Here is a 15,222-nt window from a genome sequence, read left to right as displayed (position 1 = left end):
GAGCGCTTGCTGTAGCAGTGAGAATCGCGTAAAACTGTCAGCCGCTCAATGGCTACGAAAATAGAACATTATGTTTCAGGACAACCCGCTGCTAGCGCAGCTTAAACAGCAACTGCATTCCCAGACGCCGCGTGCAGAAGGGGTCGTGAAAGCCACGGAAAAGGGCTTTGGCTTCCTTGAAGTTGACGCGCAGAAAAGCTACTTCATTCCGCCACCGCAGATGAAGAAAGTGATGCATGGCGATCGCGTCATGGCCGTCATCCATACCGAGAAGGAACGTGAATCCGCCGAGCCGGAAGAACTGATCGAGCCGTTCCTGACCCGCTTTGTGGGCAAAGTGCAGAGAAAGGACGATCGTCTTTCTGTCGTGCCGGATCACCCCCTGCTGAAAGATGCCATTCCCTGCCGCGCCGCCCGCGGCGTTGAGCATGATTTTAAAGAAGGTGACTGGGCCGTGGCAGAAATGCGCCGTCATCCTCTGAAAGGCGACCGCGGTTTCTATGCTGAACTGACCCAGTTCATCACCTTTGGCGACGACCATTTCGTCCCGTGGTGGGTCACGCTGGCGCGCCATAATCTTGAAAAAGAAGCGCCGAACGGCGTGGCAACTGAGATGCAGGACGAAGGCCTGGCGCGCCGCGATCTTACCGCACTGGAGTTTGTCACCATCGACAGCGCCAGCACAGAAGATATGGACGATGCGCTCTACGCTGAAGAGAGCGCTGATGGCAAACTGCATTTGACCGTCGCCATTGCCGATCCAACCGCCTGGATTGTGGAAGGTAGCAAGCTGGACGAAACGGCGAAAATCCGCGCGTTCACCAACTACCTGCCGGGCTTTAACATCCCGATGCTGCCGCGCGAACTGTCTGACGACCTCTGCTCGCTGCGCCCAAATGAGGTGCGCCCGGTTCTCGCCTGCCGCATGACCATTGCCGCAGATGGCACGATTGAAGACGATATCGAATTCTTTGCCGCCACCATCGAATCCAAAGCCAAGCTGGCCTATGACAATGTCTCCGACTGGCTGGAAAACACCGGCAGCTGGAAACCTGAATCCGATGCTATCGCGGCACAGATTCGTCTGCTGCACCGCATCTGCCTGAACCGCGGCGAGTGGCGTAAGACTCACGCCCTGGTCTTCAAAGATCGTCCGGATTATCGTTTTGTTCTCGGTGAAAAAGGCGAAGTGCTGGATATCGTGGCCGAGCCGCGACGCATTGCTAACCGCATCGTCGAAGAAGCGATGATTTCCGCCAACATCTGTGCCGCGCGCGTGCTGCGCGACAGGCTGGGCTTCGGTATTTACAACGTTCATACCGGATTCGATCCGGCCAATACCGAAGCGCTCGCGGCCCTGCTGAAGAATCACGATGTGCATGTTGATCCGGAAGAAGTGCTGACACTGCCGGGCTTCTGCAAGCTTCGCCGCGAGCTGGACGCTCAGCCGTCCGGTTTCCTGGATAGCCGTATTCGCCGCTTCCAGTCCTTCGCGGAAATCAGCACCGAGCCAGGCCCGCACTTTGGCCTCGGTCTGGAAGCCTACGCCACCTGGACCTCCCCGATCCGTAAGTATGGCGATATGGTTAACCACCGCCTGCTGAAAGCGATTATTAAGGGCGAAACCATTGCCCGTCCTCAGGACGACACGACCCTACAGATGGCCGAGCGTCGCCGTCTGAACCGCATGGCGGAACGTGACGTTGGAGACTGGCTATACGCGCGCTTCCTGCAGGATAAAGCCGGTACCGATACCCGCTTCGCGGCAGAAATTATTGATATCAGCCGCGGGGGAATGCGCGTACGTCTGGTGGATAACGGTGCGGTCGCCTTTATCCCTGCCCCGTTCCTGCACGCCGTTCGTGACGAACTGGTCTGCAGTCAGGAAAGCGGCACCGTGCAAATTAAAGGCGAGACGGTTTACAAAGTCACTGACGTGATTGATGTAACTATCGCTGAAGTTCGCATGGAAACCCGCAGTATTATTGCGCGCCCTGTCGCCTGATAACCTGCTCAATTGTCGGTCATTTCCGTTCAGAAAGGCCGACAATTTTCTCCCTGTCTTTCCCCTCGCAAAAGCATCATTTTTCTTACTTTTTCCGCCCCAGCCCGCCCAAAATAGCCATAATTATCTACAGTTAAAGAGTGCTGCCCTGTTCGGGCACGTGGATTTCATACGCTCAGCATTTTTATCTGTCTGATGCGTTTTATTATAAAAAAGCTGCGAAAAACAATACCTTCACTGCGGCTTTGCCGCTATTTTCAACGGAAAAGTCGACGACTAATGAATAATTTGTTCGCTAATGCGTCGCGGCGGGAGAAATCATGATCGACGAACTTGAGCAAAATTTGCTGTTTCGTTACATGGGTACTCACAGCCCGTGGTGGCGATTGTCGGCTGACAGCAACGCTCTGCACCTTGCCGCCAGCGAAAATGCTGACGTGACTCAGGAGATCGTACTGGATGATGAACAGGCCGCACAGATCCGTCAGCTAACGGTAATGACCACCAGCATTTCCCTGAACCTCTCTCTTTACGGCGAGCAAGTTCCCGTCCATCTTGTCGGACGCAAAATCACCCGAAACGAGTGGGCCGGAACGGCTTCCGCCTGGAACGATACGCCCTCCGTGGCACGCGATCTGGCTCAGGGACTCTCCTTTGCGGAACAGGTTGTTTCTGAAGCGAATTCCGTCATTGTCATTCTCGATCAAAACGGCAATATTCAGCGCTTTAACCGTCTGAGCGAAGAGTATACCGGTCTGAAAGAACATGAAGTCATTGGTCAAAACGTGTTTGAACTGTTCATGAGCCGCAGCGAAGCGGCAGCCTCGAAGCGCAACATTGCGGGTTTCTTTCGCAACGGCAGCTCCTACGAAGTCGAACGCTGGATTAAAACGCGAAAAGGGCAACGCTTGTTTCTGTTCAGAAATAAATTCGTTCACAGCGGCAGCGGTAAAAATGAAATTTTCCTTATCTGCTCCGGGACCGACATTACCGAAGAACGGCGTGCACAGGAGCGCCTGCGCGTGCTGGCCAATACCGATACCATCACCGGCCTGCCCAACCGCAATGCGATCCATGAGCTGATTTCAGACGCCATCAATAGCCGCGGCGACACGCAGGTTGGCGTGGTGTACCTCGACCTCGATAACTTCAAAAAGGTTAACGATGCCTACGGGCATATGTTCGGCGATCAGCTCCTGCAGGCGGTTGCACTTGCCCTTCTGAGTTGTCTGGATGAGGGGCAGGTTTTAGCGCGGCTCGGCGGCGATGAGTTTATCGTTATGGCCACCAATACCTCTCAGGGCTCGCTGGAAGCGATGGCGTCGCGTATTCTGACCCGCCTGCGCCAGCCGTTCAGAATCGGTCTCATTGAGGTTTACACCGGTTGCTCCCTGGGGATCGCCCTCGCGCCGCAGCATGGGAACGATCGGGAAAGCGTGATTCGCAATGCCGACATCGCCATGTACACCGCCAAGGAGAATGGCCGTGGCAAATTCTGCGTCTTCTCCCCCGAGATGAACCAGCGCGTGTTTGAGTACCTGTGGCTGGACACCAACCTGCGTAAAGCGCTGGATAACGATCAGCTCCTGATCCACTACCAGCCGAAAATGACCTGGCGCGGCGAAGTCCGAAGCCTTGAAGCGCTGGTCCGCTGGCAGTCGCCCGAGCGCGGGCTGATCCCCCCTCTGGAATTTATCTCTTATGCCGAGGAGTCCGGTTTGATTGTGCCGCTGGGTCGCTGGGTGATGCTTGATGTGGTTCGCCAGGTGGCAAAATGGCGTGACAAGGGAATTAACCTGCGCGTGGCCGTGAACGTCTCTGCACGTCAGTTGGCCGACCAGACGATTTTCAGCGAGCTAAAGCAGGCGCTTAAGGATCTGCATTTTGAGTACTGCCCTATCGACGTTGAGTTAACCGAAAGCTGTCTTATCGAAAACGAAGAGCTGGCGCTCTCGGTGATCCAGCAATTCAGTCGGCTCGGGGCACAAATTCATCTGGACGATTTCGGTACCGGCTACTCTTCCCTTTCCCAGCTGGCGCGTTTTCCTATTGATGCCATTAAACTCGATCAGGCTTTTGTCAGAGATATTCATAAGCACTCTGTCTCCCAGTCTTTGGTACGCGCCATTGTCGCAGTGGCGCAGGCGTTAAACCTGCAGGTGATTGCCGAAGGGGTGGAGAACGCAAAAGAAGATGCCTTTCTGACCAAAAACGGCGTCAACGAACGGCAGGGTTTTCTTTTCGCTAAGCCGATGCCCGCTGCCGCATTCGAGCGCTGGCTAAAACGATATCAAGCGCGACAACAACGTTAACGTCATACAGAGGTTCACTTTCGTATAGGTAATTTCGTTATGGCGTTTTTTCCCTTCTCTTTTGAACCTATTTTCTGCATCATTGAAATTATTAACTTTTCGCTCCTGGGGAGAGATGATGTCTACTATTGATCCACAAGCTATAGCACAACGTATTGATACCGTGCTGGATATCCTGGTGGCGGGTGATTATCACTCTGCAATCCGTAATCTCGAGATCCTGAAGTCTGAACTTCTCGCTCAGGATGGCGCTGACAATGCCCCCGAAAACCGACAGCCTAAAGCGCCGTGGGAAGTCTAAACCCACTGTCTCAGACCTCGTTTCGCTTTATTAATTGGATGCTATGAATTCCCGACAACAACTCATTTTGCAGATGGTCATCGATCAGGGGCGCGTAAGCGTCGTTGAGCTGGCTAAAACCACCGGCGTTTCAGAAGTGACCATCCGTCAGGATCTTAATCTGCTGGAAAAACAGAGCTACCTGCGCCGTGCGCATGGCTATGCCGTGCCGCTGGACAGCGACGACGTTGAGACGCGCATGATGAATAACTACGCGCTTAAACGAGAACTGGCAGAATTTGCTGCATCGCTGGTAAACCCTGGCGAGACGGTCTTTATTGAAAACGGCAGCAGCAACGCTCTTCTGGCACGTACGCTCGCCGAACAAAAAGACGTTACCATCATCACCGTCAGTAGCTATATCGCCCATTTGCTCAAAGAGACGCGCTGTGAGGTGATTTTGCTGGGCGGCATTTACCAGAAAAAAAGTGAGAGCATGGTAGGCCCGCTAACCCGGCAGTATGTCCAGCAGGTTCATTTCAGTAAGGCGTTTATCGGTATTGACGGCTGGCAGCCGGAGACAGGCTTCACCGGCCGGGATATGATGCGATCTGACGTTGTGAATGCCGTTCTGGAAAAAGAGTGTGAAGCCATTGTGCTGACCGACAGCTCTAAATTTGGCGCCGTCCATCCTTACACCATGGGTCCAGCCTCACGCTTTAGCCGCGTAATTACCGACGAAAGGTTAAGCGACGAACATCGTAATAAACTGGAAGATGACGGTCTCATTGTCGATATTATTAAAACGCCCGCCTGAGTCCATTTGCGCCCGTATTCCGGGCGCATATGCCCCCTTCGTCTGAGAGGATTCCTATCCATCCTTTAAGAGTTTTTACCTGTTTAACCTGGCGTAAAGTCGTAAAATTAATGTTAGCGATATAACAGGAAGTGACTATCACCTGCGTGATTACGTAACGCCTGCGCGACCAGCTTTCACGGAAAAAAGAATTGAGTATTCATTTTGACTATACTTAATGTGTACATCTTTCCGTGAATCGATAATTCAGGAGAAAGTATTATGACCTTAACCAGCAAAAAATTAGCCGCCGCTGTTCTGGCAATCACTGTAGCAATGTCCCTGAGCGCGTGCTCTAACTGGTCTAAACGTGACCGTAACACCGCAATTGGCGCCGGTGCTGGTGCGCTCGGTGGTGCAGTATTAACGGATGGTAGTACGCTGGGTACATTAGGCGGCGCTGCTGTCGGTGGTATTATCGGTCACCAGGTTGGCAAATAATTATTCTATCAGCCTTCCCGTTAAGGCGATTTAGCATCGCATTTCAGGTCTGACTAACGCACGTATATAACACGAGCCACGGCATTTGCCGTGGCTTATTTATTTTAGCCGCCTGCCAGTTTAACTTTCATGCCTTTGGCTTCAAGGAGCGATTTAATAAAATCGCGTTTATCACCCTGAATTTCGATAATGCCGTCCTTCACGGCGCCGCCGCAGCCACATTTTTTCTTCAACTCTGCTGCCAGCTTGTTCAGCTCCGCATCATCCAGATCAATCCCGGAGATCAGGCAGACCCCCTTTCCTTTTCGCCCGCTGGTCTGACGCTGGATACGAACAATACCGTCACCTTTCGGACGTTCTGCTTTCGTTTTCGGTTCGTCTATGCGCCCGCTTTCCGTCGAGTAGACCAGCCGACTGTTGGAATCAGTCATTGCGCCCCCTTTTTCAGTGATGCGTTGATAGCCTTAAGCGTCTCTGCCGGGTTCGCAGACTGCGTCACCGGCCGGCCGATAACCATGTAGTCAACGCCTGCTGCCAGCGCCTGCTCAGGCGTCATAATGCGTCGCTGATCGCCCACGTCGCTGCCAGCAGGACGAATGCCTGGCGTGACCAGTTTAAAATCTTTGCCCAACTCTGACTTAAAGCGTACCGCTTCCTGCGCGGAGCAAACGACGCCATCGAGACCACAGCTCTGCGTCAGACGCGCGAGACGCTCGGCGTGCCCGGCAGGTGACAACGTCACACCAAGGTCGCGCAAGTCGCTGTCGTCCATGCTGGTCAGCACGGTAACCGCAATCAGTAATGGCGCATCGTTGCCGAACGGCAGGAGTGCTTCGCGAGCGGCTGTCATCATTCTCGCCCCGCCCGACGCGTGGACGTTGACCATCCATACACCCAGTTCCGCAGCGGCGGCAACCGCGTGCGCCGTGGTGTTCGGGATATCATGGAATTTGAGATCGAGGAAGACATCGAAACCGCGCTGCTGCAGATCGCGGACGATTTGCGGTCCAAACAGCGTGAACATCTCTTTACCAACTTTCAGACGACAATCGCGAGGATCGATACCGTCGACAAAGGCCAGCGCTGCGTCACGCTTATTGTAATCAAGCGCAACAACAACAGGAGAATCCGTAATAACGCGGGAAGTGGAGGAAGTAACAGACGTCATGACCAGCCCTTTTCGTCTATGGGCGCGCAGCGGCGCGGAACAGATAAACGGCCTGCATTCTACCTGCCGTCGCCGCAAATTGACAGAATCCATTTATGCCCCTGCCAGGCCAGCAAGCCGCACGGTGTTGAGAAAGCGGTAAAAGCCATCAGTATGTTGTAACTAAAATGAAGGCTTTTAAAAAAATTACTGCCCATCCAGGCCGCGAATTGGCTTGATGGTGGACCAGGCCCGGCAGGACGGACAATGCCAGTAGAGCGTGTAGGCGGTAAAACCACACTTCTGGCAACGGTAGCGCGGCTTGCTGCGCACCTGCTCGCCAACCATGTCGCGCAGTACCATCAGACTCTCTTTCGCGCGCCCTTCTTCCGCATCGTTCAGATGGTAGTCCATCAGCTTGTGGAATACGCGCATCGTGGGATGACGCTGCAGCTGACGGGTAATATAAACCTGTGCGGTGTCGCTCCCCTCATACTGCTCAACCACGTCAGAGAGCATCAGCTCAGCGGTCGCGCCGGTATTCTCTTCCACGCAACGGCGCAGAAATGCCACCCACTCTTCCTGCTTGTCCAGCTGCTGATAGCAGGTTTGCAGCATTTCAAGCGTTTCGCTGACCAGCTCTTTGTCCTGGTCAATCACCCGCATCAGGCTTTCAACGGCTTTAGCGTAGTCGCCGCTGGCCATAAAAACGCGCCCCATCATGATAGAGATACGCGCGCTATTGCGGTCTGCGGCGGCACCTTTCTTCAGCAACGCCATGGCTTTGTCCATGTCGTCGTTGCCCATCTGCTGAAGGGCAAGCTCGCAGTAGAAATGCGCAATTTCAACGCGCTGCTTGTCTTTGCCCAGCTTCACCAGACGTTCGGCCGTATCAATGGCTTTCTGCCAGTCGCTGGTGGCCTGGTAAATCTGCAGTAACTGCTGCAACGCGCCGATACGGAAATCCGTTTCATCCACCAGCTGTGTGAACATATCTTCAGCGCGATCGTACAGCCCCGCGGCCATATAGTCTCGGCCCAGCTGTTGTACCGCCAGGAGACGTTGTTCGTAGGTCAGGGAGGCGCTTTCCATCAGGGTCTGGTGGATACGGATAGCGCGGTCAACCTCGCCGCGCGAGCGGAACAGGTTACCGAGAGTGAGGTGGGCTTCGACGGTCCCCGTATCCTCTTTCAGCATATCGAGGAACAGGTCTACCGCTTTGTCCTGCTGATTGCTCAGGAGGAAGTTCACCCCCGCAACGTAGTCGCGGGAGAGTCGGTTAGCCTCATCCTGTTTCGTTTGTTGCGCACTTCTGCGGCCCATATACCAGCCATAGGCTGCGGCTACAGGCAAAAGCAGAAACAACAACTCCAGCATAGTCGATTATTCCTTCACGACCGGCACACCTGAACTTTCCGGCATGTCGGACGCAGGCGCAATGTGCTGTTCAAGTCGTTTAATTTTACGTTCAGCGCGCGCAAGAGAAACACGAACTTTCAACCAGAAAAGACCGCAAACCAGCCAGCCGATGGCAAAGCCTGCAGCAAATAAGACCGCCAGCAGGCTGGAGACCCGATACTCACCCTGCGCCAGCAGATAGTTAAACGTCACCTGTTGATCGTTTTGTGCACCCAATGTGACTGAAATGACAAAAATCGCCAATACCAGTAAGAAAATGAGTAAATATTTCACATTACTTCCCGTTATGTGGTTCAAGCGAATAAAGTGTGTTCAACTCACCGCAATCAGCCTTATAAACTACCATTTTAGCGACGGGCGCGAAACGGAAAAAGTAACGCGCACGTCATGGATTTATGGGCAAAATGCACAATATCAACCGTCAGGCGTCGCTTTGCTCCCTTTCGGCGATCTCTTCTTTCTCTTCAGGTGGTGGCGTGAGCGGGCCGCAGAACCGTTCTGCAAGCCAGGTTGCCAGCGTCACCAGCATCCAGGAGATCAGCGTAGCGACCACCAGATCCCGCGGCCAGTGCATTCCCAGCAGCAAGCGGCTGCCCATCACCCCTGTCGCCCAAACCAGTAAAATCGCGATGGTCATAGTGCGACGTCGAGGCCAAAGCAGCCCAACGCCCAGCAACGCCCAGCTGGCTGCAAACATCGTATGGCCGGAGGGAAACGCGAATCCCGTCTCTTTTTGCCAGTGCTTACGCAGGAACTTTGGAATATCTTCCTGTTCTGAAAGCTGTTCTTTCACCAGCGCGCCGCGATCTTTACGCTTTAAATTGTAGAACTCATCCACCGGAACATGGTGCGCTTTTTCCAGCCAGACGACAAAAGGTCTTGGCTCCTGAACGTGATCCTTCACCCAGGACTTCACGCCCTGTCCAATAACGATCGCGCCACCGAGGATAGCAAAGAGCATCAACGCCGCGCGCAGTCTAAAGCGCAGGCACCACAAGAACCAGCCGCAGAGGATAACGTGGGTAATAATTCCCCACGGCTGCGTGACCGTCTCAGTTACCCAGTATAACGTTTTCAGCCACGTGGCATTCTGCCCCGGCTGCCACATCCAGCCGGAGACCCACACGGCCAAAGGCATAATCAGTAAAATGGCCGCGCCTGCTGCCGTACGTCTGGCGATTGAAAGCATGTCTTCTCCTTTTTCGCTAAGCCTCACAATCATAACTGAAATTCATTCGATGGGTGGATATGTCGGATCGTGCGTTTAACGTTCATATAGCATGGCGTCCATTAGGCGAACGTGCTGAGCTTGTGGCAAAATGGACAAATACAGAAAGCAAAACAGGCGCAAGGCACGAAACGTGTCAGCCTACTCTGGAGAATCACATGCAGCTTAAACGTGTGGCAGAAGCCAAACTGCCAACCCCATGGGGCGATTTCCTGATGGTGGGGTTTGAAGAACTGGCAACCGGACAGGATCATGTCGCGCTGGTCTACGGCGACATTTCAGGGCAGACGCCGGTGCTGTCCCGCGTCCATTCGGAGTGTCTGACCGGCGACGCGTTGTTCAGCCTGCGCTGTGATTGCGGTTTCCAGCTCGAAGCTGCCCTTACCCATATTGCCGAAGAAGGCCGCGGCGTGCTGCTCTATCACCGTCAGGAAGGTCGTAACATTGGTCTGCTGAATAAAATCCGCGCTTACGCGCTGCAGGACCAGGGCTACGATACGGTGGAAGCCAACCATCAGCTCGGTTTTGCCGCCGATGAACGTGATTTCACCCTCTGCGCCGATATGTTCAAGCTGCTGGGCGTGGACGAGGTTCGCCTGCTGACCAATAATCCCAAAAAGGTGGAAATCCTCACCGAAGCCGGGATCAACATCGTCGAGCGCGTACCGCTGATTGTCGGCCGCAACCCGAAAAATGCCCACTATCTCGATACCAAGGCGGCTAAAATGGGCCATCTTCTGAAAGAGTGAAAGTAAAAAGCCCGGCACAGATGCCGGGCTTTTTTTATCAATCCAGCATTTTACGAATCACATAATGTAAAATGCCGTCGTTCTGGTAGTAGGTCAGTTCGGTTGCCGTATCAATACGACACCGGCATTCCAGTACCTCGCTTTTCCCGTCTGCTCGCGTAAGCTTCACCGGCACCGTTTTGCCCGGCTGCAGGTTTTGCAGGCCGCTAATATCAATCTGCTCTTCCCCCGTCAGGCCCAGCGTTTTGCGCGTGACGCCCTGCGGGAACTCAAGCGGCAGGATCCCCATGCCAATCAGGTTCGAGCGGTGAATACGTTCAAACGACTCGGCGATGACCACGCGAACGCCAAGCAGTCGCGGACCTTTCGCCGCCCAGTCACGACTGGAGCCGGAACCGTACTCTTTCCCGGCGATCACCGCCAGCGGCGTACCTTCCTGCTGATATTTGACGGCTGCGTCATAAATCGACACGATTTCCGTCCCCGGAAGATGGCGCGTCATCCCCCCTTCCACGCCCGGAACCATTTCGTTACGAATGCGGATGTTGGCAAACGTCCCGCGCATCATTACTTCATGGTTACCGCGGCGCGATCCGTAGGAGTTAAAATCGCGACGCTCCACGCCCCGGCTTTGCAGATAACGGCCCGCCGGGCTGTCGGCTTTGATGCTCCCCGCCGGAGAGATATGGTCAGTGGTGACGGAATCCCCCAGCATCGCCAGTATGCGCGCCCCGTGAATATCCTGAAGCGGTGCAGGCTCGGCCAGCATTTCATCAAAGAACGGCGACAGGCGGATATAGGTGGAATCGTCCTGCCAGTCATAGGTGTCCGAGCCCACAACGTTGATGGCTTTCCATTCCGGCGTGCCTTCAAACACTTCCGCATACTCTTTGCGGAACATCTCGGTGGAGACCTTTTCAACGGCCATCGCAATTTCACGTGAGGACGGCCAGATATCTTTCAGATAGACCGGCTCATTCTTGCGGTCGTGACCAATAGGATCGGTAGCCAGGTTGATATTCATGTTCCCGGCGAGCGCGTAGGCCACCACCAGCGGCGGCGAAGCGAGCCAGTTGGTTTTCACCAGCGGATGAATACGTCCTTCAAAGTTACGGTTACCGGAAAGGACTGCGCCAACCGTCAGATCGCCCTGCTTGATTGCCGTTTCAATAGGTTCAGGCAGCGGGCCGGAGTTACCGATGCAGGTGGTACAGCCATAGCCCACGAGGTTAAAGCCCAGCTCGTCAAGATACGGCGTTAGCCTGGCCTGCGCCAGGTAATCCGAGACCACTTTGGAGCCCGGTGCCAGGGAGGCTTTTACCCAGGGCTGTGGTTTCAGCCCCAGCTCAACCGCTTTTTTAGCCAGCAGGCCGGCAGCCATTAATACGCTGGGGTTTGAGGTGTTGGTGCAGGAGGTAATGGCGGCTATGACAACCGCGCCGTCCGGGAGCTGATACTGATGTCCGTTCAGAACATAGTCGATTGGGCGATGGTCCTTCTTCGCCACGTTAACTTCCAGCTCGTTGCTTGCGGCAAACGCTTTTGGCACGTCGCTTAACGCTACGCGATCCTGCGGACGTTTCGGACCGGCGAGGCTCGCCTCAACGCTTCCCATGTCAAGCGCAAGCGTGCTGGTAAATACCGGCTCATCCCCCGGATTGCGCCACATGCCCTGCGCTTTGGTGTACGCCTCCACCAGCGCCACCTGCTCTTCGCTGCGTCCGCTCAGGCGCATGTACTCCAGCGTGACGTCATCAATGGGGAAAAATCCGCAGGTTGCACCATATTCTGGCGCCATGTTGGCGATGGTCGCGCGATCAGCCAGCGGCAGCGAATCCAGCCCGTCACCGTAAAATTCAACAAATTTTCCCACCACACCATGCTTACGCAGCATCTGGGTAACGGTGAGCACCAGATCGGTGGCGGTAATGCCTTCAGACAACTTCCCGGTGAGCTTAAAGCCCACGACATCAGGGATAAGCATGGAGACCGGCTGACCGAGCATGGCGGCTTCCGCTTCGATACCACCGACACCCCAGCCCAGCACGCCGAGGCCGTTAATCATGGTGGTGTGGGAATCTGTACCCACCAGTGTGTCCGGATAAGCCACCCACTCTTTGTCCTGCAATTCACTCCAGACGGCTTTACCGAGATATTCAAGGTTAACCTGGTGACAAATACCGGTGCCGGGTGGAACCACGCTAAAGCGGCTGAACGCCTGCTGACCCCACTTCAGGAAGACATAACGCTCGTGATTTCGCTCCATCTCGAGACGCACGTTCTCGCCAAAGGCATCGTCATCACCGAAGTGGTCAACGGTTACGGAGTGGTCAATCACGAGGTCGACGGGTGAAAGCGGGTTCACTTTAGCCGTATCGCCGCCGAGGCGTTTAACCGCCTCACGCATGGCGGCGAGATCCACCACGGCAGGAACGCCGGTGAAGTCTTGCATCAGGACCCTTGCCGGGCGGTAGGCAATTTCTCTGTCGGCATGGGCATTCTTAAGCCACCCTGCCAGCGCCTGAATATCGTCGAGGGTCACGGAGTCACCGTCCTGCCAGCGCAAGAGATTTTCCAGCAAAACTTTCAAGGACTTGGGTAAACGCGAAATGTCCCCAAGCGTTCTGGCAGCCAGCGGCAGGCTATAGTAGTGCCAGGTTTTATTTTCTGCCTGTAACGTGTCCTTACTGGCTTCGCGTAGGGTTAACGACATAAGCTCCTCCTTAATTACAGAGATGTCCTGACAATCATCAGGGCCGTAATTAAAGATAACACAAAGATGTCGTAACGTTTTGATAACAACCCAAATTGATAAATTTAGGAATGGTCCAGAGGAGGGTAAAACAAAAAACCCCGCCGCAGCGAGGTTTTATGATTTAGTGGACGGCCAGCCAGATGAGCTGACTCCAGAACAGAATCGACAGGGTAAAAACGCCGATCCATGACCAGTATTTTTGAGACATCATGTTATTCATCATAGGGACACCAGGCATTATTTATTAAACGTTCCGAGGCAGGTCCTCGTGCTATATTGCTGATGTGTATTTATTAAAGAGTACAAAGGCGCATAGTCATTATTCAGACTAACTGCATCATTACGCAATAAACTAAATTATTGTTTTTTGGGTTCGTCTTCCGCGAACACATCAATAAAAGCCTGCTGCTGCGGCGTCAGTTTCCAGGATGCTGGCACTGCTGTTGCAGGCGCTTTGCGTCCCTTGTGAACAGTGTCATGATGCTGACACATCCGCTTTGCCGTTTCTGTACGTACCGTCACTGCCATATTCAACCCCAATATTTCCAGGCCAGGAGAGCAACCATCACCCAGAACAGGGCGGAAGCGAGAAAGACCGCCAGCCAGGCTTTACGCTTGAGCGCAGGATCCCTTTGCGGTTCTTCACTTCCTGAAGGCATTGCTAACCTCATACAATCGATATCGCTTATCATTTAGGACCAAACAATTGGTATAATTAATCATCTGTTGAGATAAATCCTAAAGAAACTTTAGCCGAAAAGCCAGTGAATTTACGCATCAAGAGGCATGAAATATTCAATCTTTTGACCAGAAATAAATATTTGAAAAGAAAAATTTGCGTAGCCGTTAATTAGTTTCTATTTTTGTCGCCAATTCACGACACTAAAGCCACACAAATTAAAAGGATAATGACAATATATGTCAGGGGAAGTGCAGATGATGATAATTCTAATTTAGCTTTAAGCCGATATTTCGGTATCTTTCCCTCAGGGAAAGATACCGGGTGTGATTATTTTTCGGGGAGTTTGATATCTTTAAACATCTCTTCGATATCTTCATTTGATCGTAATGCCACGGCGGTATCCACCACGTCACGCGTTAAATGCGGTGCAAAGCGCTGAATAAAATCATACATATAGCTTCGCAGGAAGGTACTGCGGCGGAAGCCAATTTTTGTCGTGCTGTGGCTGAAAATATCATGCGCATCAAGACGCACCAGGTCAGGGTCTGACACCGGGTCGACCGCCATGCTGGCGATCACCCCTACCCCCAGTCCAAGCCGTACATAGGTCTTTATGACGTCGGCATCGGTGGCGGTAAAGACTATCCGCGGCGTTAACCCGGCCCGGTTGAAGGCGGTATCAAGCTCAGATCGTCCGGTGAAGCCAAACGTGTAAGTGACCAGAGGATATTGCGCCAGCTCTTCGATTGACACCGACCCTTTGCCCGCCAGCGGATGATCCGGGGTCACCACAATGGAGCGGTTCCAGTGATAGCACGGCAGCATGACCAGATCGTCATAGAGATGGAGCGCTTCCGTCGCGATGGCAAAATCTGCATTGCCCTTCGACACCGCCTCCGCAATTTGCGTCGGCGATCCCTGGTGCATATGCAGGGAGACGCGCGGATAACGCTCGATAAAGCCCTTGATAACGCCCGGTAGCGCATAGCGCGCCTGGGTGTGCGTCGTGGCAATATACAGCGAGCCTTTATCCGGCCAGGTATGTTCCCCCGCCACAGACTTAATCGCATCGACTTTGGAAAGGACTTCCCGCGCAATACGGATGATTTCCTGCCCCGCTGGCGTCACCTGGGTAAGGTGCTTACCACTGCGGGCGAAAATCTGAATACCTAATTCATCCTCCAGCATGCGAACCTGCTTGCTGATGCCCGGTTGCGAGGTATATAGCCCCTCGGCGGTGGAAGAGACATTAAGGTTGTGATTCACCACCTCAACGATATAACGAAGCTGTTGTAATTTCATGCCAGACCATCCGATTTAGCGCACGCGGTCAATCGCTTAAGACGAT

The 15,222-nt window shown here is 53.7% G+C and carries 16 protein-coding genes; 6 read left to right on the top strand and 10 right to left on the bottom strand.

All coding sequences use genetic code 11. From position 1 onward, the window contains the following. The first annotated feature begins 70 nt into the window (after window positions 1–70). From IM273_RS14150 to osmB, 5 genes are all read left to right on the top strand, one after another. Window positions 71–2,005 carry an exoribonuclease II gene (locus IM273_RS14150; RefSeq protein WP_045260657.1) on the top strand — a complete coding sequence of 645 codons (1,935 nt, stop codon included), beginning with the start codon at window positions 71–73 and terminating at the stop codon, window positions 2,003–2,005. A gap of 320 nt (window positions 2,006–2,325) precedes the next feature. Continuing rightward, the gene (gene pdeR, locus IM273_RS14145) at window positions 2,326–4,317 is read left to right on the top strand and encodes a cyclic di-GMP phosphodiesterase (RefSeq protein ID WP_028013393.1); all 1,992 of its coding nucleotides are present in this window, start codon (window positions 2,326–2,328) and stop codon (window positions 4,315–4,317) included. A gap of 118 nt (window positions 4,318–4,435) precedes the next feature. Continuing rightward, entirely contained in the window at window positions 4,436–4,618 is a 183-nt protein-coding gene (locus IM273_RS14140; RefSeq protein WP_045260688.1) for a hypothetical protein, read from the top strand. Window positions 4,619–4,661: 43 nt separating this feature from the next. Further along, window positions 4,662–5,414 carry a DNA-binding transcriptional regulator YciT gene (locus tag IM273_RS14135; protein WP_041909650.1) on the top strand — a complete coding sequence of 251 codons (753 nt, stop codon included), beginning with the start codon at window positions 4,662–4,664 and terminating at the stop codon, window positions 5,412–5,414. A gap of 261 nt (window positions 5,415–5,675) precedes the next feature. Then, complete coding sequence (osmB, locus tag IM273_RS14130) at window positions 5,676–5,894, top strand: osmotically-inducible lipoprotein OsmB (RefSeq protein ID WP_008501216.1); 219 nt, start codon at window positions 5,676–5,678, stop codon at window positions 5,892–5,894. A gap of 104 nt (window positions 5,895–5,998) precedes the next feature. On the opposite strand, the gene yciH is transcribed toward osmB, so the two are convergent. The 5 genes from yciH to pgpB all read right to left on the bottom strand — a co-directional run bounded on the left by yciH (window position 5,999) and on the right by pgpB (window position 9,649). Then, a complete protein-coding gene (gene yciH, locus IM273_RS14125) occupies window positions 5,999–6,325 on the bottom strand; it encodes a stress response translation initiation inhibitor YciH (protein ID WP_045260659.1) in 327 nt (108 codons plus the stop codon). Then, a complete protein-coding gene (pyrF, locus tag IM273_RS14120; protein WP_045260660.1) occupies window positions 6,322–7,062 on the bottom strand; it encodes an orotidine-5'-phosphate decarboxylase in 741 nt (246 codons plus the stop codon). The genes yciH and pyrF overlap by 4 nt, the downstream gene beginning before the upstream one ends. A 186-nt stretch (window positions 7,063–7,248) precedes the next feature. Next, complete coding sequence (gene lapB / locus IM273_RS14115; RefSeq protein ID WP_041909646.1) at window positions 7,249–8,418, bottom strand: lipopolysaccharide assembly protein LapB; 1,170 nt, start codon at window positions 8,416–8,418, stop codon at window positions 7,249–7,251. Window positions 8,419–8,424: 6 nt separating this feature from the next. Next, window positions 8,425–8,733, bottom strand: coding sequence for a LapA family protein (locus IM273_RS14110; RefSeq protein ID WP_028013399.1), 309 nt, complete (start codon window positions 8,731–8,733; stop codon window positions 8,425–8,427). 148 nt (window positions 8,734–8,881) lie between these two features. After that, entirely contained in the window at window positions 8,882–9,649 is a 768-nt protein-coding gene (gene pgpB, locus IM273_RS14105; protein ID WP_028013400.1) for a phosphatidylglycerophosphatase B, read from the bottom strand. Between the two features lie 197 nt (window positions 9,650–9,846). Between pgpB and ribA the strand changes: the two genes are divergently transcribed. Next, a complete protein-coding gene (gene ribA, locus IM273_RS14100; RefSeq protein ID WP_028013401.1) occupies window positions 9,847–10,437 on the top strand; it encodes a GTP cyclohydrolase II in 591 nt (196 codons plus the stop codon). Window positions 10,438–10,474: 37 nt separating this feature from the next. On the opposite strand, the gene acnA is transcribed toward ribA, so the two are convergent. From acnA to cysB, 5 genes are all read right to left on the bottom strand, one after another. Next, a complete protein-coding gene (gene acnA, locus IM273_RS14095; RefSeq protein ID WP_045630537.1) occupies window positions 10,475–13,150 on the bottom strand; it encodes an aconitate hydratase AcnA in 2,676 nt (891 codons plus the stop codon). A gap of 163 nt (window positions 13,151–13,313) precedes the next feature. Continuing rightward, a complete protein-coding gene (gene ymiC / locus IM273_RS22460) occupies window positions 13,314–13,412 on the bottom strand; it encodes a small membrane protein YmiC (protein ID WP_032644994.1) in 99 nt (32 codons plus the stop codon). Window positions 13,413–13,549: 137 nt separating this feature from the next. Beyond that, the gene (locus IM273_RS14090; protein WP_032644881.1) at window positions 13,550–13,720 is read right to left on the bottom strand and encodes a hypothetical protein; all 171 of its coding nucleotides are present in this window, start codon (window positions 13,718–13,720) and stop codon (window positions 13,550–13,552) included. Between the two features lie 2 nt (window positions 13,721–13,722). Further along, on the bottom strand, window positions 13,723–13,863 hold the full coding sequence (locus IM273_RS14085; RefSeq protein ID WP_226841160.1) for a YmiA family putative membrane protein: 141 nt from the start codon (window positions 13,861–13,863) through the stop codon (window positions 13,723–13,725). Window positions 13,864–14,201: 338 nt separating this feature from the next. Then, complete coding sequence (gene cysB / locus IM273_RS14080; RefSeq protein ID WP_028013403.1) at window positions 14,202–15,176, bottom strand: HTH-type transcriptional regulator CysB; 975 nt, start codon at window positions 15,174–15,176, stop codon at window positions 14,202–14,204. Between the last annotated feature and the right edge of the window lie 46 nt (window positions 15,177–15,222).

The sequence above is a fragment of the Enterobacter cloacae complex sp. P13B genome, from assembly GCF_014895915.1.
In the GTDB taxonomy this organism is placed as follows: domain Bacteria; phylum Pseudomonadota; class Gammaproteobacteria; order Enterobacterales; family Enterobacteriaceae; genus Enterobacter; species Enterobacter bugandensis.
Note: the sequence above shows the minus strand (reverse complement) of the source record. Positions and strands in the feature narration are given on the sequence as shown.

What these genes read in the sequence shown, in the direction of transcription:
- IM273_RS14135 (WP_041909650.1), top strand. Translation starts at nt 4,662, where the DNA reads ATGAATTCCCGACAACAACTCATTTTGCAGATGGTCATCGATCAGGGG.
- acnA (WP_045630537.1), bottom strand. Translation starts at nt 13,150, where the DNA reads ATGTCGTTAACCCTACGCGAAGCCAGTAAGGACACGTTACAGGCAGAA.
- pdeR (WP_028013393.1), top strand. Translation starts at nt 2,326, where the DNA reads ATGATCGACGAACTTGAGCAAAATTTGCTGTTTCGTTACATGGGTACT.
- IM273_RS14140 (WP_045260688.1), top strand. Translation starts at nt 4,436, where the DNA reads ATGTCTACTATTGATCCACAAGCTATAGCACAACGTATTGATACCGTG.
- yciH (WP_045260659.1), bottom strand. Translation starts at nt 6,325, where the DNA reads ATGACTGATTCCAACAGTCGGCTGGTCTACTCGACGGAAAGCGGGCGC.
- IM273_RS14090 (WP_032644881.1), bottom strand. Translation starts at nt 13,720, where the DNA reads ATGGCAGTGACGGTACGTACAGAAACGGCAAAGCGGATGTGTCAGCAT.
- ymiC (WP_032644994.1), bottom strand. Translation starts at nt 13,412, where the DNA reads ATGAATAACATGATGTCTCAAAAATACTGGTCATGGATCGGCGTTTTT.
- IM273_RS14150 (WP_045260657.1), top strand. Translation starts at nt 71, where the DNA reads ATGTTTCAGGACAACCCGCTGCTAGCGCAGCTTAAACAGCAACTGCAT.
- osmB (WP_008501216.1), top strand. Translation starts at nt 5,676, where the DNA reads ATGACCTTAACCAGCAAAAAATTAGCCGCCGCTGTTCTGGCAATCACT.
- cysB (WP_028013403.1), bottom strand. Translation starts at nt 15,176, where the DNA reads ATGAAATTACAACAGCTTCGTTATATCGTTGAGGTGGTGAATCACAAC.
- pyrF (WP_045260660.1), bottom strand. Translation starts at nt 7,062, where the DNA reads ATGACGTCTGTTACTTCCTCCACTTCCCGCGTTATTACGGATTCTCCT.
- ribA (WP_028013401.1), top strand. Translation starts at nt 9,847, where the DNA reads ATGCAGCTTAAACGTGTGGCAGAAGCCAAACTGCCAACCCCATGGGGC.
- IM273_RS14085 (WP_226841160.1), bottom strand. Translation starts at nt 13,863, where the DNA reads ATGAGGTTAGCAATGCCTTCAGGAAGTGAAGAACCGCAAAGGGATCCT.
- lapB (WP_041909646.1), bottom strand. Translation starts at nt 8,418, where the DNA reads ATGCTGGAGTTGTTGTTTCTGCTTTTGCCTGTAGCCGCAGCCTATGGC.
- pgpB (WP_028013400.1), bottom strand. Translation starts at nt 9,649, where the DNA reads ATGCTTTCAATCGCCAGACGTACGGCAGCAGGCGCGGCCATTTTACTG.